Annotated in this window: 19 protein-coding genes; 13 read left to right on the top strand and 6 right to left on the bottom strand. The window is 42.6% G+C overall.

Annotated elements, in window-relative coordinates:
• Positions 1-209 precede the first annotated feature (209 nt).
• Complete coding sequence (locus tag J5O05_RS22060; protein WP_244370150.1) at positions 210-584, top strand: hypothetical protein; 375 nt, start codon at positions 210-212, stop codon at positions 582-584.
• 242 nt (positions 585-826) lie between these two features.
• Positions 827-1,141 (top strand): LamG domain-containing protein, encoded by a 315-nt coding sequence (locus tag J5O05_RS22055; protein ID WP_244370149.1) that lies wholly within the window; start codon positions 827-829, stop codon positions 1,139-1,141.
• A gap of 95 nt (positions 1,142-1,236) precedes the next feature.
• On the opposite strand, the gene J5O05_RS18010 is transcribed toward J5O05_RS22055, so the two are convergent.
• Positions 1,237-2,778 (bottom strand): winged helix-turn-helix domain-containing protein, encoded by a 1,542-nt coding sequence (locus J5O05_RS18010; protein ID WP_208845016.1) that lies wholly within the window; start codon positions 2,776-2,778, stop codon positions 1,237-1,239.
• 664 nt (positions 2,779-3,442) lie between these two features.
• On the opposite strand from J5O05_RS18010, the gene J5O05_RS18005 reads away from it, so the two are divergent.
• Positions 3,443-4,552 carry a M35 family metalloendopeptidase gene (locus J5O05_RS18005; RefSeq protein WP_208845015.1) on the top strand — a complete coding sequence of 370 codons (1,110 nt, stop codon included), beginning with the start codon at positions 3,443-3,445 and terminating at the stop codon, positions 4,550-4,552.
• Positions 4,553-4,679: 127 nt separating this feature from the next.
• Complete coding sequence (locus J5O05_RS18000) at positions 4,680-5,135, top strand: hypothetical protein (RefSeq protein ID WP_208845014.1); 456 nt, start codon at positions 4,680-4,682, stop codon at positions 5,133-5,135.
• Between the two features lie 13 nt (positions 5,136-5,148).
• On the opposite strand, the gene J5O05_RS17995 is transcribed toward J5O05_RS18000, so the two are convergent.
• A complete protein-coding gene (locus J5O05_RS17995; protein ID WP_208845013.1) occupies positions 5,149-5,388 on the bottom strand; it encodes a hypothetical protein in 240 nt (79 codons plus the stop codon).
• 227 nt (positions 5,389-5,615) lie between these two features.
• Between J5O05_RS17995 and J5O05_RS17990 the strand changes: the two genes are divergently transcribed.
• The 7 genes from J5O05_RS17990 (at position 5,616) to J5O05_RS17960 (ending at position 13,891) form a co-directional block, all read left to right on the top strand.
• Entirely contained in the window at positions 5,616-5,990 is a 375-nt protein-coding gene (locus J5O05_RS17990) for a hypothetical protein (protein ID WP_208845012.1), read from the top strand.
• Positions 5,991-6,091: 101 nt separating this feature from the next.
• Positions 6,092-6,502 (top strand): hypothetical protein, encoded by a 411-nt coding sequence (locus J5O05_RS17985; protein ID WP_208845011.1) that lies wholly within the window; start codon positions 6,092-6,094, stop codon positions 6,500-6,502.
• Entirely contained in the window at positions 6,499-7,419 is a 921-nt protein-coding gene (locus tag J5O05_RS17980) for a TolC family protein (protein ID WP_208845010.1), read from the top strand. The genes J5O05_RS17985 and J5O05_RS17980 overlap by 4 nt, the downstream gene beginning before the upstream one ends.
• The gene (locus J5O05_RS17975; protein WP_208845009.1) at positions 7,416-9,107 is read left to right on the top strand and encodes an efflux RND transporter periplasmic adaptor subunit; all 1,692 of its coding nucleotides are present in this window, start codon (positions 7,416-7,418) and stop codon (positions 9,105-9,107) included. Before J5O05_RS17980 ends, J5O05_RS17975 begins: the two co-directional genes overlap by 4 nt.
• An 11-nt stretch (positions 9,108-9,118) precedes the next feature.
• Complete coding sequence (locus J5O05_RS17970) at positions 9,119-12,235, top strand: efflux RND transporter permease subunit (RefSeq protein ID WP_208845008.1); 3,117 nt, start codon at positions 9,119-9,121, stop codon at positions 12,233-12,235.
• A gap of 242 nt (positions 12,236-12,477) precedes the next feature.
• A complete protein-coding gene (locus tag J5O05_RS17965; protein WP_208845007.1) occupies positions 12,478-13,350 on the top strand; it encodes an ABC transporter substrate-binding protein in 873 nt (290 codons plus the stop codon).
• Positions 13,351-13,474: 124 nt separating this feature from the next.
• Entirely contained in the window at positions 13,475-13,891 is a 417-nt protein-coding gene (locus tag J5O05_RS17960; protein WP_208845006.1) for a DoxX family protein, read from the top strand.
• A 311-nt stretch (positions 13,892-14,202) separates the two neighbouring features.
• On the opposite strand, the gene J5O05_RS22605 is transcribed toward J5O05_RS17960, so the two are convergent.
• Positions 14,203-14,334 (bottom strand): hypothetical protein, encoded by a 132-nt coding sequence (locus J5O05_RS22605; protein ID WP_280117707.1) that lies wholly within the window; start codon positions 14,332-14,334, stop codon positions 14,203-14,205.
• On the opposite strand from J5O05_RS22605, the gene J5O05_RS17955 reads away from it, so the two are divergent.
• Positions 14,334-14,930, top strand: coding sequence for a helix-turn-helix domain-containing protein (locus J5O05_RS17955; protein WP_244370148.1), 597 nt, complete (start codon positions 14,334-14,336; stop codon positions 14,928-14,930). The genes J5O05_RS22605 and J5O05_RS17955 overlap by 1 nt on opposite strands.
• A gap of 118 nt (positions 14,931-15,048) precedes the next feature.
• Positions 15,049-15,390: a tRNA-binding protein gene (locus tag J5O05_RS17950; protein WP_208845004.1), complete on the top strand. Its 342-nt coding sequence runs from the start codon at positions 15,049-15,051 to the stop codon at positions 15,388-15,390.
• Positions 15,391-15,418: 28 nt separating this feature from the next.
• Here the strand turns inward: J5O05_RS17950 and J5O05_RS17945 are convergent, their stop codons facing one another.
• The 3 genes from J5O05_RS17945 to J5O05_RS17935 form a co-directional block, all read right to left on the bottom strand.
• A complete protein-coding gene (locus J5O05_RS17945) occupies positions 15,419-15,979 on the bottom strand; it encodes a hypothetical protein (RefSeq protein WP_208845003.1) in 561 nt (186 codons plus the stop codon).
• Positions 15,957-16,352 carry a hypothetical protein gene (locus J5O05_RS17940; RefSeq protein WP_208845002.1) on the bottom strand — a complete coding sequence of 132 codons (396 nt, stop codon included), beginning with the start codon at positions 16,350-16,352 and terminating at the stop codon, positions 15,957-15,959. Before J5O05_RS17940 ends, J5O05_RS17945 begins: the two co-directional genes overlap by 23 nt.
• Positions 16,353-16,556: 204 nt before the next feature.
• Entirely contained in the window at positions 16,557-17,915 is a 1,359-nt protein-coding gene (locus J5O05_RS17935; RefSeq protein WP_208845001.1) for a pyridoxal phosphate-dependent decarboxylase family protein, read from the bottom strand.
• Between the last annotated feature and the right edge of the window lie 27 nt (positions 17,916-17,942).

Genomic DNA, 17,942 nt, shown 5'->3' with positions numbered 1-17,942 from the left:
TCTAAATCTTCAAAAAGATATAAAACGTTTCGTCTCAAAAAACACAATCAGAAGTGTGAAAATGGCCTTACAAAAAAGAAATTTAACCAATTGTAAAATAACAATTTAATAATTTTTAATCTCCGCATTTGACCAATTTAAGATTCTTTAATTGGATTTTGTTGACGCTCCTCTGCCATAACTTGGGAAAAGCTAATGGAGGAAGACCCATGAAAAAAACAACATTAAAATGTGCTTTGATAACAGCCCTGATTTTCACATCGAGTTTCGCGGTGGATAACCCTGCTTTCGCGAAATCCAATTCCAATAATGGTGTCATGTTTGATGACTTTAGCTACAAGTCGTTCAGCGAGGCCGCTAGTAACGGCTGGCTCATTCGCACTGAAACAGGTCACCCTGGCATAAAAAACGGGGTTTGGTGGACAGAAGGCGTGACGTTTCATCCTGACATCACGAATAGCAATAATCAGGTAATGCGCATTACTTCTAAGACAGATGGTACATCCGTTAATACGCGACAAACTCAAGTATGTCATCAACGTAAGTACCTCGAAGGCACGTACAGCTGCGCGAGTACACTTTAATGATGAGTCCGATTACGGGGTAGATGGCGATGGTGTAGTGCAAACGTTTTATGCTATCAGCCCTTTGGAAAAACCTCTTGATAAAGATTATAGCGAAACCGATTTCGAATATTTACCAAACGGAGGATGGGGCGAAGAGAACAATGCGTTATTTGCCACATCGTGGGAAACTTTTCAGCTGACGCCGTGGACGCCAATAAACGAACACAACGCTCGTAGGGAACTCACTACAAGGTTGGCATGTGTTAGTGCTCACTATCACAGATAACACTTTGAATTATTATGTTGATGGAGAGCTTTTTGCAACGCACAGTAGTCAAGTTTATCCTGAAGTACCGATGTCGATAAACTTTAATTTATGGTTTATTGCCGAGCAAATTGTCACTCAACAATCCATGCGCCAATACAGTCAAGATATTGATTGGGTGTACTTCGAAGCAAAAAGTAAACTAGATACAAAAACGGTGCTCAATAAAGTTGAAATGCTCAGAAAACAACACTCTCGTTTCACTGACACCGTGCCCGCGGGTAACTACGCTGCATACTGCAGCCTATAGCATCAACCTTTGAATGGCTTCTCTTATCCAGAATTCCCCAACCAAATTAGATAAAAGAATGCCATTCAATTTCGCAGTACTCTCAGTCAATACCCTTAATTGACCAGTGGAAAGGTCTTGTTTCTAAACGTTTCAACTCGTGCAATCAGTAGCGGATCATCACTGTTTTTGGCAATGTTTTCCGCCTGTGCCAAAAATTGCGCAGCCTTTTGTTCATTAAGTTCAGTTTGTGCAAGTTCCACCTTGGCAAGTAATACCCAAATTTGATTCGCAGGCACATCGGCTTGTTGCGCAATTTGCATTGCTTGATTTAACTGTTCCCACGCGGCTTCGTCTTCGCTTTCGGCCGCAAAGACTTTCGCGAGCTCAATAAGGGTTGCGGTGCGTCCATAACTTTCAGGCCGTACTTGATGCAATCTGAGAGAATTTTTTAGGGCTGCTTTCGCTGCAACAAAGTCGCCTTGCATCCGTTTAATCTTTGCAAATTCCTCATTACTGTAAGCTTCAAACAGTGAGTCTTCCAACTGCTGTGCAAGCTGTATGGCTATTGCTACGTGAGTTTCCGCCTTTGCTAGTACTTGCTGGTCGCCCTGTGCATGAGACAGTAGTAAGTATCCTAAAAGTAAATGTGTACGCATCACTTCTCTATCAACTTGCGATGCATGCTGCATGAGTACTTCATCCAGCTCGTGTATACCGGTGTCTAACTCACCTGAATTTGCATACGAAGCACCTAAGTAACGGCTAACCGGTAAATAGTCAGGCGTGCTTTGTTTAGCTGCGCGCAGCATCGTAATTGCTTCATGGAATTGGCCGTTGAGATAGTAATTGATCCCTTCAACAAAAGCTGAATGTCCAAAATCATGACTGATGAGTGAAGCGTGTTCAGCATTATCCTGTAATTGAAAACGCTTATTTAGACGCGTAATCAAATCGGAAAATGCCTCGTTTACCCGTTGCTCAAATACAATTCCTTTTTCTTGTGTGTACGGAAAATATAACGTGTATTGCAGTTGATAGTCTTCTGGAAATCCCTGCAAACGGGTTGCGACGACCACATCGGCACCAATGTATTGCAATAAGTCATAATAATCCCCAGCTTGAACGGCATTCAATTCTTTAGCAGTCAATCGCTCAAATGCATAGTGGATCTCCTCCATGCTGACAATTTGCCAATGGCTTTTGTTAGATTGACTCGAGCGTGAGAACGTATCCATGAGAAAACGTTGTCCATTCACACTCACCCAATTGTGGTTAGCGTCGTTCAATTGATTCATAACAGGTAAGAATGCGATTCGCTGGGCTTGTATAGAACCGCGGAAAAACAGACTAATTGCCATGGCAAGCACGAGTAGAGATAAAAACAACATGAAAACGAGCGGCTTCTTAAAGCGTGTTATTGCGGCAGTCTCTAAAGGCATATCGGATATTTCAGCTACCCATTGATAGCCTTGCCGCGGGAACGTTCGTATTACATCAGCACCGAGAATATCGCGAATTTCCTTAATTGACTGCACCAAAACCTGCTCTTGTACAATGACATCCGACCATATTTCAGCAAGCATGCGATCTTTTGAGACAACGCTGTCTTTTTCGCGCAAAAGTAAAGCGATCACCTGCAATGTTTTGGCTCGCAAGGTATAAACCTCGTTCCCTTTTGAGATTACCCCTTGTCTTACATCGATTTGAAAACCAGTACCGAAGTATTGCATGCGTCGTTAATAGAAAAATAATTTACAAAACACGTTATCGGATTTTTACCTAAATTAGAAGTAGTAATAGATTGCTGAAGGGGATGTGAAATAAAGCCTAGGTGGAAAAGTGGAAAAATCATTAAGTCACCACTTTAGAAAAAGTCTTGTGAACATAACTTGCGCAAACCCAATTGTCACAAGCCTATACCCTAGTTAAACACAAAGCTATCCACAGATTTTGTGGATAACACAACTATACTGATTAATATTCAAACACTTACTATAGCGGTGTATAACTTTTTTCTAGGAACACATAGTTTATGAAAACGCCTAGCACCCAAAATCCACAGAAACACATTTGACCGTAATCGTATAAGTCACAGCGAATTTCAACGTCACGTTGGTAACATTTTTACTACACAGAAAAATACAAGCACAAAAATAAATAGTTTAAAATACAATGAAATAAAAATAATAAATCGCATGTGTTACTAAAACATTACAAAATATGTAAATTTTTTATTGCATTTCTTTGTACCTCATACTAATAATCTACTTGACCAAAACGGTCGAAAAACACGCAATATAAAAATCAATAGGATCAATTATGACAACAAGTATCCAAACATTCTCTCGCACAGCGCTTGCAATGGCGTTAATGGGCGCTACAAGCGCATTTGCAGCAAACAACGTAGATGTTTCTGTTAATTTAGAAACACATACAAATGGTAACGTTTCTGCAGTGGTTCAATTTACGAACCAATCAAATCACACTCAAAAGCTATTGAGCTGGTACACCGACTTAGAAGAAGAGCACATTTTCAAAGTGACTCGTGATGGTGAAGAAGTCGCGTTTAATGGACCACACTTCAAACGCCCTGCTCCAACAGAAAATGACTACATCACCTTGAACGCAGGCGAAAGCATGACAAAAACGTTCGAGTTAACGGGCTTTTACGATTTCAGCCAGCCTGGTAATTATGAAGTAAGTTATAACGTACATTCGCTCAACCTATTTCAACAACCTACGTTAATGCCAATTGACAGTAAGTTGCACACTACTTCGTCACGTTCAAATGCAAACGTATCAACGTTAAAGTCTGAATCAGTATCTGTGTGGATTAACGGCATGGGTCTAAAAATGGATAACATGCGAACTGCGGCAAAACCAACGGCCGCTGCAGGCGATTGTGTCGATGGCACATGCTTCACTGGACGTTGTGACAACGGACAGAAAAATGACATTCTATCTGCACTCAACGCCGCAGACCAAATGGCGAACAGTTCTGTCAGCTATTTAAATAGTCATTCATCAAGCTCAGCTAGCGCGCGCTATACAACATGGTTTGGTTCTAGTTCATCAAGTCGTTATAACACAGTATCAGATCATTTTGACGCAATTAATGATGCGATTGACAACAAGCCGCTAACGTTCGATTGTAGTTGTAAGAAATCCTACTTTGCATACGTGTATCCGAATCAGCCGTACAAAGTATACCTATGTCGTGCGTTCTGGAGCGCGAATGAATCAGGTACAGATTCTCGCGGTGGTACAATTATTCATGAGCTAAGTCACTTCAATGCAGTTGCGGGTACTGATGACATCGTGTACGGTCAATCAGGTGCGAAAAGTCTTGCGATTTCTAATCCAAGCCAAGCAATTCAAAACGCAGATAGCCATGAATACTTCGCAGAAAATACGCCATACCAAAACTAATCCAACAACGTGACAGGATTATAACGCGTTTAGGATCTGCCAACGCATTTGAAGTGCGCTTGGCGGCTCTTTGGGCATAGCAGTTAACGGGGCAAATGCCCCGTTATTTTACAAAAAGGTATGATAAATGAGTAAACACATTCTCTTTTTGTTAGGTTCCTTGATTATGACTTCAAACGCCGTGTTTGCATCTATAGACTGTGAGCTGCATGTTCCAAAAAAGGGTGCCTTTGAAAAACCCTTTTTCGTGGAATTCACTATTAAAAACAATACGGGAACGGAAGCAGAAGTTTTGACTTGGCTTACGCCACTGGAAGGATTTTGGTCTTCACTATTTATACTTAGAAATCAGCAAAACAACGAGCTAACTTACCAAGGTCCAATGGCGAAGAGAGTAGCGCCAACACCAGAGGATTATCTTCATCTAAAACCAAATGAAACTTTTAGTACATCATTGGATCTCACACAGGCATATGAGATGACTCCGGGAAAATACGTGTTAATGCCGAACAGTGAACATTCTAGCCTTCCCTGCTGGCAATCACTACACACCTCTCAATGGACATTCGTTGTTGCTAGATAATTTCACCGGAAATTCAGGAGTGCAACTTACCCATACCAGATAAACGAAGACTTATCACACCTTCAGCTAACGTTTCGACTTCAACCCCACATACATTCTTTAGCATAAACAGCAACTTTTCCATCTGTGCCGCTTGACCTTCTGAAGGTGCTTCGCCCGTGGCAAACAGCAACAAGGCTTCTGCACTTTCGTTAGTCGACTCCGAGTCTAAATACGGACTAGTTTCTTTAGATAGAAAATGTTTGTTATCCATCTTCGACGCTCTTTAAGTTGGTTCTCGTTACAAAAGAATGAAGTAGTACATGCGTATCAATCGCCACCACACGCTTTTGCCTTGCAGTCTCACAATTATATCTGTTGCCCCCTACGAATCCGATTACAGCCAATTACACCATCATCACAAAGCCGTTTACGGCGCGCTACTTTACTTTCTAATTCGTTCACTGTAGGCTTTTAGGGTTATCAGTTTAAGGTTTCATCATGTTTAAAGGCATTTCAACGTACATTTTAGTCGTACTTGTGATGTGGCAAAACTTAGCGTTTGCTGCAATGCCTTGTCATATGCAACCCCATAAAATGACTCATACCGTTTCTGCAACTCACGAAGCCAAGATGGATCACAGTGCCATGCATCTTGATGAGATGTCGATGGCCATGACAAGCGCTGGGGATGACGAAGATTGCTGCGATACGCAATGCTATTGTCCGACTAACGCCTGCAGTGCACTTCATTTTGTTACTATTTCAAATGACTATTATCCACTTGAAGTAACCGACGAGCGTGTTGAGTCTACTCGAGTAGACTTTACGTCAAACTTGCCCAAGTCGCTTTATAAACCACCCATTTTCGCCTAACTCAGGGTTAGTGCATCTAAAATCTGCCTAACAGCCCAAAAACCAAACATTACTCGCCTCTAAATTTAGGCATTGTTTTCGTATTACTACGGAATAAAGGCATGAAAATTTACATCAAAACTTATCTGTCGCGCACGCTTTTGCTAACAAGCGCGATGATGTGCACACAAGTGTTTGCACAAACCACATTAACGCTGAATCAAGCTATTGAGTTGGCGCAACAACGCGACCTTTGGCAACAACAAGCTCGATTGCAATCAAAAGCGCTCAGTGCTCGTGAAATTGCAGCGGGTACGTTGCCTGATCCCTCAATTAACATCAGTCTAATGAACTTACCCATGGACAGTTTTTCGTTTAGTCAAGAAGCCATGACACAAGCCAAATTGGGGGTCGCGCAAATGCTACCTCGAGGGGACAGCCTTGCCATTGCTCAACGAAAAATTGAGAACTCGAGCGTGGTCAACTTGATTGGCAACAGGCCAATCGCTACAACCAAATCGCGCTCACAGTGAGCGAATTATGGTTAGACGCTGTCGCCGCTGAAGGTGCGATTCAGCTAATTGAAAAAAACAAACAGTTGTTTGAACAATTACTCGAAGTGACAAAAGCAAGTTACGCCAGCGCACTTGGAAAAGTGAGGCAACAAGACGTAATCCGTGCAGAATTAGAGTTGTTACAACTGGAAGAGCGCTTGGCAGGCGAACAGCAAAAAAGTGCGAATACGCAAGCTCGGTTAACCTCGCTCATCCAACGCAACGATTTTGAATATGAAGCGATAGTGTTTGACCTCAGTGCCCTCCCATCACTGTCGCTAGGAGAAAACTATAAAACCAAGAGCCAAACCCAACTCATTGAACTTTTAATGGCGCATCCATCGATAAAAGTACTGCGCAAACAAGAGAAGAAAATTGAGCAAGACATTGAACTTGCAAAGCAAAGTTACAAGCCTCAATGGGGTTTTAATGCCAGCTATGGTTACCGAGACGATGCTAGCAATGGCATGGACCGCGCTGACTTTTTCTCTGTTGGCGTAAGTTTTGATTTGCCCGTTTTTACCGACAACCGCCAAGATCAGCAGTTAAAAGCGGCACAGTCGCAAGCGGAAGCGACAAAAACATCGACCCAACTCACCATAAAATCCCTGCTTGGCCAAACCTATGCGGAGATCTCGAATCTGGAGCGATTATTTGAGCGTCAAAGCCGATACAAATCTCAACTTGAAAAACAAAGCAGTGAGCAAGCAGAAGCTACATTGACCGCTTACACCCACGATGATGGCAACTTTACTGATGTCGTATGGGCACGTGTTAACGTACTCAATATTCAACTCGCTTCACTTAACATCGACATTCAAGCACTTAAGAGTGTGGCCAAACTAAACGCCTTACTCCAACCAAATCTAGGCCAATTCCAAGGAGCGCAGCAATGATCCGTCCAATTACACTCATTTCGTTAATTTTGCTCGGTTTTGGTGCCGGTGTGCTCAGTACAAATTTGTTTTCGACTGGACATGAAACAAGCAAGCTAATGACAGATGAAGAGAAAAAACCTCTCTATTGGGTTGCGCCGATGGATTCGAATTACCGCAGAGATTCGCCCGGAAAGTCACCGATGGGGATGGATCTTGTTCCGGTATACGAAGAAGATGATTCACTCAGCGTCGGCACTATCAAAATCAGCCCCGAAGTCATCAATAACCTTGGTGTGCGCACAATTAAAGTGGCAAAAGCCTCTCTCCATGATGCAATCAAAACCGTTGGTTATGTCCAATACGATGAAGATTCGTTACTGCATATTCATCCGCGAGTTGAAGGCTGGATTGAAACCTTATACGTTAAAGCCGCTGGCGACCCTGTACAAGCAAATACGCCACTGTACACCTTATATTCTCCTGAGCTTGTTAATGCGCAAGAGGAGTTTCTAATTGCAATTAATCGTAACAATCAAGCATTGATCAATGCTTCAAAGGCTCGCTTACAAGCGCTTCAACTTTCTCCAAGTTTCATCGAAAAACTTGCTGTTGAACGAAAAGTAAAGCAATCCATTACCTTCTACACCCCTCAATCCGGCGTGATTGATGGCTTGCAGGTACGTGAAGGTTTCTATGTAAAACCCGGTACTACATTGATGAGCATCGGACAACTCGATACCGTCTGGGTAGAAGCGGAAGTTTTTGAACGTGACGCGGCAAAAATTCATCTCGAACAGCCCGTCACAATGACGTTAGACTACTTGCCAGGCCGCTCTTGGGAAGGAAAAGTGAACTACATATACCCAACTGTGGAGGCGAAAACACGCACGCTACGCGTCCGATTGAAGTTTGCTAATCCAGATTTAGCACTTAAACCGAATATGTTTGCAGCGGTACAAATTCATACTTCATCTACACAACAGCACCTCATTGTGCCTAAAGAAGCCGTGATCCGCACTGGTAGCCAAGACAGAGTTGTGCTTGCAAAAGGCGATGGCCGCTTTAAATCGGTCGAAGTGCAGCTTGGTCTTTGGGGCAAAACCCATGTTGAAATCTTAAACGGCCTTGTAGAAGGCGATGAAATTGTTACATCCGCACAATTCCTCATTGATTCTGAATCGTCAAAAACGTCTGACTTCAAGCGCATGGAAGGGTCAGCGAATGCCCTTTGGATAGCAGGTGAAATACGCCAACTCGACACGGAAAATCGCGTTGCAACCATTAAACATGACGCAGTCCCTGACTGGGGATGGCCAGAAATGACGATGGATTTTAACCTGGATGAGGGAGTTGACATCAACCAACTTGCCGTCGGTCAGTCACTTCATTTTGAGGCAACAAAGCAACAAGACGGTTCTCTTCGTGTGACTGGAATTCACGTTATGGGCATGGTTGAAAAAACGTATCCAAGTGCGAAAGTCGGCGGTGTAATCAATTCTATCGACATCGCCAATCGTACTTTGAACATCAGCCGAGACGCGATTGAAAAATGGGACAGACCTGCCGCAACGATGGATTTTTTAGTCGCTGATGACATTGATATGAATACATTATCGCCAAATATGCCCATCCAATTTCGCTTTGAAATTCGAGATGACTTTGTGGTTGTAGAAATAACACCGCAACAATCTCATTCAAGTCATTAGGAGCAACGATAATGATTGAAGCAATTATTCGTTGGTCGATAGGCAACCGATTCTTTGTTTTGCTTGTCACCTTGATGTTAAGTGGTGCTGGGATATTTGCGCTAAAGCACACGCCCATCGATGCGATTCCGGATCTCTCTGATGTACAGGTCATCATCAAAACGTCCTATCCGGGTCAAGCACCTCAAGTGGTACAAGACCAAGTGACGTTTCCACTCACTACCGCTATGTTGTCCGTGCCAGGCGCACAAACCGTGCGCGGCTACTCGTTCTTTGGTGACTCGTACGTCTACGTCATTTTTGATGACAAAACCGACTTGTATTGGAACCGCAGTCGCGTACTGGAGTATCTCAGCCAAGTGACCAGCAGTTTACCAGCAAACGCCAAATCACAGCTTGGTCCTGACGCAACTGGTGTCGGTTGGGTTTACCTTTATGCGCTTGTAGACAAGACAGGTAAACACGATTTAAGTCAATTACGAAGTATTCAAGATTGGTTTTTAAAATATGAACTGCAAACGGTATCCGGTGTTTCCGAAGTCGCCCCCATCGGCGGTATGGTTCGTCAATATCAAGTACAAGTCGACCCAGAGAAATTACGCGCCTACAGTATTCCTTTGAGCTTAGTGCAAATTGCGCTTAAGCAAGGAAATCAAGAAACAGGCGCTTCCGTCATTGAAATGGCTGAAGCCGAATACATTGTCACTACAACAGGTTACATCCAAAGTATTCAGGACATTGAGCAAATACCGCTGGGTCTAAATGACAAAGGAACCGCACTCACAATCGGTGACATTGCAACCATTACTTTCGGACCGCAGATGCGCAGAGGCATCGCGGAGCTTAACGGCGAAGGCGAAACGGTCGGTGGTGTTGTGGTAATGCGTTTTGGTGAAAATGCAGCGCAAACTATTGAAGGTGTAAAGGCTAAATTAAAGAGCTTGAGCGCGAGTTTGCCTGAGGGCGTTGAAATAGTGACGGTTTATGACCGCTCCAACCTCATCGACCGAGCCATTGATAACCTGTGGGGTAAATTGGTAGAAGAATTGGTTGTTGTCGCACTCGTTTGTGTGTTGTTTTTATTCCACATTCGCTCTTCAATCGTCGCGGTTGTTACGCTGCCACTAGGAATTTTAGTCGCCTTTCTTATCATGTATTTCCAAGGGATCAACGCCAACATCATGTCGCTTGGTGGGATAGCTATCGCCATTGGTGCGATGACCGATGGTGCAATCGTCATGATTGAAAATCTACATAAGCACATGGCGCATAAAGAAGTCACCGATGAAAACCGCTGGCAAGTGGTAGCAGAGGCTGCAAGTGAAGTTGGTCCGGCTTTATTTTTCAGCTTATTGATTATCACGGTTAGTTTCTTGCCCGTCTTTATTTTGGAAGCTCAAGAAGGTCGCATGTTTGCACCACTGGCTTACACTAAAACTTATGCGATGGCCGCATCGGCAGGGCTTGCGATTACCTTAGTGCCCGTTTTGATGGGTTACGTTATCCGCGGGAAAGTCATTGCAGAAGAGAAAAATCCTCTTAATCGATTACTTATTTCAGCGTATATGCCCCTGCTAAAAGCAGCGCTTGCACGGCCAAAGACAACGCTCTCTTTAGCTGTTTTAATCACAGTCATCGGATTTTTCCCTATCAACAAAATCGGCACGGAATTCATTCCTCCGCTAGATGAGGGCGATCTGATGTACATGCCAACGACTTACCCAAGTATTTCGATAGGAAAAGCTCGCGAATTATTGCAACAAACCAATAAGCTTATTGCGACAGTCCCTGAAGTTGAAAATGTTTTCGGTAAAATTGGCCGGGCAGAAACTGCGACAGACCCAGCTCCGCTAACCATGATCGAGACTTTCATACAGCTCAAACCTCAATCTCAGTGGCGCGTGGGTATGACAACGGATAGCCTCAAAAAGGAGCTTGATGCTTTAGTGCAGTTTCCAGGCCTCACGAATGCTTGGGTTATGCCGATTAAAACCCGTATTGATATGCTTGCTACCGGCATAAAAACCCCTGTGGGGATCAAAATTGCAGGACCTTCTCTAGATGAAATTCAGCGATTAGGGCAAGACATCGAGCGCTTGCTTTCTCCTTTGAAAGGCACAGCGTCGGTGTATTCCGAGCGAGTTGCGCAAGGCCGTTATATCAAGGTCGATATAGATCGATTGAAAGCCGCTCGTTATGGTTTGAACGTGACTGAAATTCAGCAAATTGTTTCGACGGCAATTGGAGGGATGAACGTGACTGAAACCGTTGAAGGTCAAGAGCGTTATCCCGTAAATATGCGTTACCCTCAAGACTATCGAGATTCACCTGAAACGCTTGCCCGCTTGCCATTGGTTACGCCCAAAGGACAGCACATCGCACTCAGTGACATTGCTCGTGTTTATATTGAAAATGGCCCACCTGGCATAAAAAGCGAGAACGCACGTTTGAACGGCTGGACCTTTGTCGACATTGAAAACGTAGATGTCGGTTCATACGTTGAACATGCTAAAGCGCTATTAGCTGAGAAATTAGACCTACCTTCAGGATATTCAATCTCGTTTGCTGGTCAATATGAATATATGGAGCGGGCAAAAGCAAAACTCAGTTATGTTTTGCCACTGACACTTGGCATCATTGTCGTTTTGCTCTATTTGAATTTCCGTCAAGTAAGTGAAGTACTGCTGATCATGGGTACATTACCAATGGCGCTAATTGGTGGTTTGTGGCTTCTTTATCTTGAAGGGTTTAACTTCTCAGTAGCAGTAGGTGTTGGATTCATCGCACTGGCAGGCGTCGCTGTCGAAATTGGTGTATTAATGCTGGTGTATTTGAATCAAGCCTATCAAGAATTACAAAAAACACACACGCAAACTGGCGCTGAAATCACGAATGAAGCGTTAATGTTAGCAGTAGCAAATGGTGCGGGACTGCGCGTGCGGCCAATCATGATGACAGTTGCAACCATTATTATCGGCCTAGTGCCCATTCTTTATGGCACAGGAACTGGCAGTGAAATCATGAGTCGCATCGCCGCGCCAATGGTAGGCGGCATGGTTTCAGCGGTAGTGCTTGCATTGTTTGTTTTACCTACCGCGTTTTTGTTGCTCAAGCGCAATTTACGCTAACTAGAATGGAAGGAAAACGTGCGTTGTTCTAATGCACGTTTTCCTTTTTTGTACATAACATTCGTGCATGGCGAACAATCCAACACGCGTCATCGTTTACTCCATTTACAAAAATCCTGTAAAATGGTTCGATCCAATTTTCTTGGACAGGTTATAATAAAGGAACAATGTAGGTCGTAAGGACGGCGGCAATAATCACCAATTTATAGTAAAAATATACATTGGTTATAGAGGCTCAATACATGTATTCCTTTTTAATGCCGTTGTTTTTATTGGTTTTTACCTCATCAAGTTTCGCTGCTCATTTACGCATTCAAGTCCCTTCGGACTACATTCCGAAAAAAGGTGAAACACCCGTTGATATCGGTGCGACCGTCTTTGCACATGTGGCTAGATTGGTCGACGAAAAAATCGATTTGGAATACATGCCTGCCAGTCACCAGAGAGAGTGGCGCGAGTTACGAAGCAATCCCTACGCGTGTCTTTACAATAAGCAAAAAACATCTGCTCGCGAAAAAGACGCCATTTTTAGCCATTACCCCCTTATTGCCTTTCCATCAATCAGACTTGTGTTAAGAAAGTCGATTACATTACCCGACTCTGTTTCACTTAACGAAGTATTGCAATCAACGAATTTAAAAATCGGTGTGGTAAAAGGCCGCTCTTACGGTGAACAACTCGATACTATCATCGAAGCAAACAAAGCTGCATTTGTGTGGGGTGAAGGGCTAAACTCGGCCTTTAATCATAGAGAACGAGTAGCGAAAGGAACCTTGGATGGTGTGCTTGAATACAGTGAAGTCTACCTTGATCACTTTGCCAACCGACCTGAATCTGACGAAGTCACTTTCCATTCGATTGAAGGTGTTAACGAAACCGTTTTTGGCTACATTGCGTGTGCACGTAGCGTTCATGGAAAAATGGCGATTGCCAGCTTTGACGAAGCAATGGACAAACCTGAGTACTTCAACTACATGATCAATATGCATCGAGTTTCCTTCCCTGCTGTAGAGTTTCAATTTTTGAAAGATGCGCTTGAAGCCGCTTACCAGATCCCAGCAAAAAGTAATGCCGTTCCACCAGATACCACATTACATCTGGCGCGCAGAAAATGAAAAACATTCTTTTAAAAAGAATGAAAGGAGCTTTTTTTACTAATTTTATTACTTTAAAACGGTAGCTATACTTTCTCCATCAACTGCACATTCGCAGTGAACAAATAAAACGTTGGAGAACATCATGAAACTAGTAACTTTAATTTCAGACAATAAAGCCCTTTCAAATATTGCCCTTCTATTTGCTCGCCTCAGTATGGCTGCTATCTTTTTACTCGCTGGCTTGAACAAAGTGCAATATTACGATGGAAATGCACAATACATGGCTTCAAGTGGATTGCCAGCAGAATTACTTCCTTTAGTAATTGTGTTTGAGATTGGTGCTGCACTTTTGATTATTACCGGATTTATGACACAAATCACCGCCATCGCGCTTGCTGGATTTAGTATCGTAAGTGCACTGTTATTCCACTTTAATCTTGGTGACCAAATGCAATTCATCATGTTCTTTAAAAATGTTGCGATGGCTGGTGGATTCTTGGCGTTGGCAGCAACCGGTGCAGGACGCTTTAGTGTTGACCATAAAATCCTGTCGAAATAGAAAAAACGACCCGCTCGAAAATAAAAAACCACAAAGTTTAGCTTTGTGGTTTTTTATTTTCGTTACCAATTTTGTCTGTGCTAATGCACGTCTTTTGAAAAGATGCTTAAATTATCCTTTGACATCAACGCCCAAGAATTCTTCGATGTAGCCGCAAGATGCTTTTTTAGCGCAGACCAATAGCTGAAGCACGCATTCAGATTTTCACAACCACATCGTGAAAAGGATGAAAGTCATCAATTAGTAACCTTGAAAAATTTCCCATTTACGTAAATAAAACGTACATTCGTGCTTTGCTGCTGTTTCAAAAATCAATGGAGTTTTTGCATAAACCATGGACATTTCGCTTTCAATAAGGCAATACTATCAACAGCGTCGATCTCACTTCCATGCGTATCATCAGATAGTTTTACCGTTAAACGGATATATTGAAATAACAACATTGCATTATTCCGGGACAATTTCCCGTGGCGAATGTGTTGTCATTCATGCCGGTTTAGTTCACTCATTTAAAGCACAAGAAGACGCTCGTTTCATCGTCGCAGATTTAAATCAACTCCCTACCAAGTTGACTCTCGAAAACCATATTAAATATCAGCTTTCTTCGACATTTATGCACTTTCTCACGTTTATTGAATCGCAATTGCAATCAGCGGTCGATAAGAACATCGAACATCAATCTTGTACGTTGTTTTATGCATTGCTCGATACGTTAAGTGAACATATAGTGCAAGACAAACGGATCCAAGCGGTGATGATCTACATGCAAGAAAATCTTTCAAACGAGTTAAACCTTGAGATGCTTGCAGGCATAGCTTGCCTAAGTCCAACCCAATTTAAAAAACGCTTTACTGCTGAATTATGTGAATCCCCAATGGCTTACCTTACAAGATTGAGAATGGAGAAAGCGAAAGCATTGCTGCATCACACCGATATGCCAGTTAATCTTGTTGCTTACAAGGTGGGTTACCTTGATCATTCTGCTTTTAGTCGGCGCTTTTATCGATTTTTCGGCATATCCCCATCAAAAATACGCTAGAAAATAATTAACTTTCTGCCTAACGATACGTCTTATTAGCACAAATCGGTGTAAATATTCAGGCTAAGATTGAACGACTTTCTCATTCCTTCAGAACGAAATAATAAGGTGAAATAAAATGAGTGAAACAATATCTTGGCAGGACTTTGAACGTATCCAAATTTGTGTAGGTACTATTATTGAGGTGAAACCTTTTCCTGAAGCAAGAAAACCTGCGTTTAAATTGTACGTTGATTTTGGGGAGCATATCGGCGTCAAGAAATCGAGTGCTCAGATCACGGACTTATACTCGATAGAAACGTTGGTCGGTAAACAAGTCGTCGCTGTGATTAATTTCCCTGAGAAACAAATTGGTCCTTTTAAGTCTCAATGCTTAGTGACAGGTTTTCATAACGAAGATGGTCATGTGGCGTTAGCCATTCCCGAGTTTAAGGTGCCCAATGGCACTCGACTAGCGTGAAGCAAGCCTGACCAGATTCACTCATCACTTAACCATTGGCTAAGTGATGAGTGAGTCCATTTTCAAGTTTTTGATATTCTTCTTTGTAGTTGTCTTTCACTAGTGCTGCATCAATTTGGTGAAAATAATAGCGTGAACTTTGAACATCATGTAATTCATAAAGCGATTGAGATAAACGAAGTAGATACATTACTCTGAACGAAGCGAGCTCGGGTTCCTCGACATAGTCCAACGTTTCAAGAAAGTAGCGACAGGCTTCATTAAATTGATTATTTAATTGGAGTGTTCGTGCTAGGTTGCCAAGTGCAATGTGCATTTTACCACGATGACCAATTATACGAGCGTATTCCAAAGCGGTTATACGGTGTTCCACGGCCTTTTCCAGATTGTTCCATTCGAAAAAAACATTCGCAAATTGTTCGTTTAACTCATAAAGGAAATTGGGATCTTTACTTTTTGCAAAGCGATTTTGTGCCATCAACAAGATTTGATATGCACGCTTCGTGTGACCAAAAACGACCTGCATATTTGCAAGCTCGATAACTCTTAATGGATCGCCAAACGCTTCATAGAGACCTTCTAGTAGCACTACGGTTTGATTCGCGTAGAGGCTCTGCTTTTGCTTCGGGTCCAACAACCTGAAGACTTTTCGCATAATAAAAGTTCAACTGAGCACAAAAAATGGGGGGAAGCTTAGATTGCTCAGCCAATAGTGGCTCTATCTCAACGACGAGTTGCTGAAATTTCTGAAAATCATAAAGATAATCAAGTTGGTAGGATTTTATTTTCAACCAATCGTGGGATAAATATTCTTTTTCAGACAATCGCTTGTTGATAAAGTCAATGCAAGAGATAGATGTCGTTTGCGCGCAGTAGGTTTCATGGTCACTTATGTGTTCAGCACCCAAAGCGGCTTGCTGAGATAAAAAATAGAGTGCAAAAAATGCAATGTATCTATTCATAATTGTTTGTTTTAATTTTATTTTTATTAAACTAAACCAGTCTATCAAGATTCTTTTGGTTAAAAATCACACTTTGGTATTAATTTGGCAAAACGCTACAAAATAACACAAAAAGAAAAACACCAAACAAACAAAATAAACACAATGGTTACATAATTTCATTTGGTGTTGGTTAGCAACTCGGTATTTGGTTGTGTTAAAAGGTTACTCGAGTTCAGATAAAACGCGTACCGCGATTTCAACATCTTCGTTTGTCGTTCGCCAGTTACTAAATGCAGCTCGGATTATGCTTTGGCCTTGCCAACGTCCAGGCGTCATAAACACTTTTCCTGACTGATTGACTTTTTTAAGGACATTTCGCGTATCCTCATCGCTGCCATTCTTCGGTTTAAAAAGTACGACATTTAAAAGGCAGTCTTTGGCTAACTCAAAACCTTCGGAACGACGAATCCAGTTTGCCATCTGCTCAGCGCATTTTATATTATTCTTAATTTGCTCTGTGACCCCGTCTCGCCCGTAACTGAGTAAAGTGGCGAAAACGGGTAACGCGCGGAAACGTCGTGAGTTTTCGATACCAATGGACATAAAAGGAATTTCAGCATCTTCATTGGCAAGATAAGGCGCATCGACATGACACGTCTGTTTGAGTATCTCTATATGCTTCGTTAGAAACACGCCGCAATCGTATGGCACATTGAGCCATTTGTGACAATCAAGCGTGATACTGTCAGCGTACTCTAAGCCTTTGGTTTTTCCATTAGGTCCAGCCACTAAACGTTCAAAAATTCCAAACGCAGCATCTACATGTAACCATGCTTGGTACTCACGACAGATCTTGGCAATGCTGTCTAAATCATCATAATCGGTGCCCGTCACCGTTCCTGCACTGGCTATCACAATAGGGACACATTTCGGATTTTGTAGTTTTAATGCCTTTAAATTTGAAATGAGCGAATCTAACGCCAAGGCTTCTGAGTTTGATTTTGTTTTAATTGCTTCCCATTGTTTCTGACCGAAACCCGCAAATCCGAGCGCTTTTACCATACTGGCGTGAGGCGTTGCGCTTAAAACCTTTGTCTCAACTCCATAAAAACCGTCTAACGCGACATTAATACCACTTTGCCGTCCGGCATATTGCCGAGCCACAAGAGCACCAAGTACATTCGCGCTTGTTGCACCAGTGGTAAAAACGCCGTCGAAGGTATTAGGCAATTCAAACAATTCAGCTAGCCATTTGAGAGTTAACCGTTCAATGTTGGATGCAGCTGAGTCCCCGCCTTTAGACACATTCTGGTTTAGGCTGGTTACTAACCAATCGGCATAAGTTGCTGTTGGGTTAGCACCACCTGTTACAAAACCCCAATAACGTGGACCGTTACTACCGGACAAGCGTGGTTCAATCTGATGTTTGAACTCAGTACAAAACCCCGAAAATCCAAAGCCGCTTTCAGGTAACGCAAAATAGGGGTACGTATCGTTAGGTGCAACGACTGGTCTGTTATTAAGTTCACCTTGATGACTTAATTGTTCAGCTAAGGCCGAGATTAAGTGCATATGCTCCATGTGTTTTCCTTCGTTAATTTCACTTTG

Origin of the sequence: Pseudoalteromonas xiamenensis, from assembly GCF_017638925.1 — a bacterium.
GTDB lineage: Bacteria > Pseudomonadota > Gammaproteobacteria > Enterobacterales > Alteromonadaceae > Pseudoalteromonas > Pseudoalteromonas xiamenensis.
This window is presented reverse-complemented; position numbering and strand designations above follow the sequence as displayed.

Bases quoted from the DNA above. Each gene is read 5' to 3' on its own strand.
- J5O05_RS22605 (WP_280117707.1), bottom strand. From the start codon at position 14,334: ATGTTGTTATTTCAATATATCCGTTTAACGGTAAAACTATCTGATGAT.
- J5O05_RS17970 (WP_208845008.1), top strand. From the start codon at position 9,119: ATGATTGAAGCAATTATTCGTTGGTCGATAGGCAACCGATTCTTTGTT.
- J5O05_RS17935 (WP_208845001.1), bottom strand. From the start codon at position 17,915: ATGGAGCATATGCACTTAATCTCGGCCTTAGCTGAACAATTAAGTCAT.
- J5O05_RS22060 (WP_244370150.1), top strand. From the start codon at position 210: ATGAAAAAAACAACATTAAAATGTGCTTTGATAACAGCCCTGATTTTC.
- J5O05_RS17975 (WP_208845009.1), top strand. From the start codon at position 7,416: ATGATCCGTCCAATTACACTCATTTCGTTAATTTTGCTCGGTTTTGGT.
- J5O05_RS17985 (WP_208845011.1), top strand. From the start codon at position 6,092: ATGAAAATTTACATCAAAACTTATCTGTCGCGCACGCTTTTGCTAACA.
- J5O05_RS17950 (WP_208845004.1), top strand. From the start codon at position 15,049: ATGAGTGAAACAATATCTTGGCAGGACTTTGAACGTATCCAAATTTGT.
- J5O05_RS18005 (WP_208845015.1), top strand. From the start codon at position 3,443: ATGACAACAAGTATCCAAACATTCTCTCGCACAGCGCTTGCAATGGCG.
- J5O05_RS17960 (WP_208845006.1), top strand. From the start codon at position 13,475: ATGAAACTAGTAACTTTAATTTCAGACAATAAAGCCCTTTCAAATATT.
- J5O05_RS17990 (WP_208845012.1), top strand. From the start codon at position 5,616: ATGTTTAAAGGCATTTCAACGTACATTTTAGTCGTACTTGTGATGTGG.
- J5O05_RS17940 (WP_208845002.1), bottom strand. From the start codon at position 16,352: ATGAATAGATACATTGCATTTTTTGCACTCTATTTTTTATCTCAGCAA.
- J5O05_RS17965 (WP_208845007.1), top strand. From the start codon at position 12,478: ATGTATTCCTTTTTAATGCCGTTGTTTTTATTGGTTTTTACCTCATCA.
- J5O05_RS18000 (WP_208845014.1), top strand. From the start codon at position 4,680: ATGAGTAAACACATTCTCTTTTTGTTAGGTTCCTTGATTATGACTTCA.
- J5O05_RS17995 (WP_208845013.1), bottom strand. From the start codon at position 5,388: ATGGATAACAAACATTTTCTATCTAAAGAAACTAGTCCGTATTTAGAC.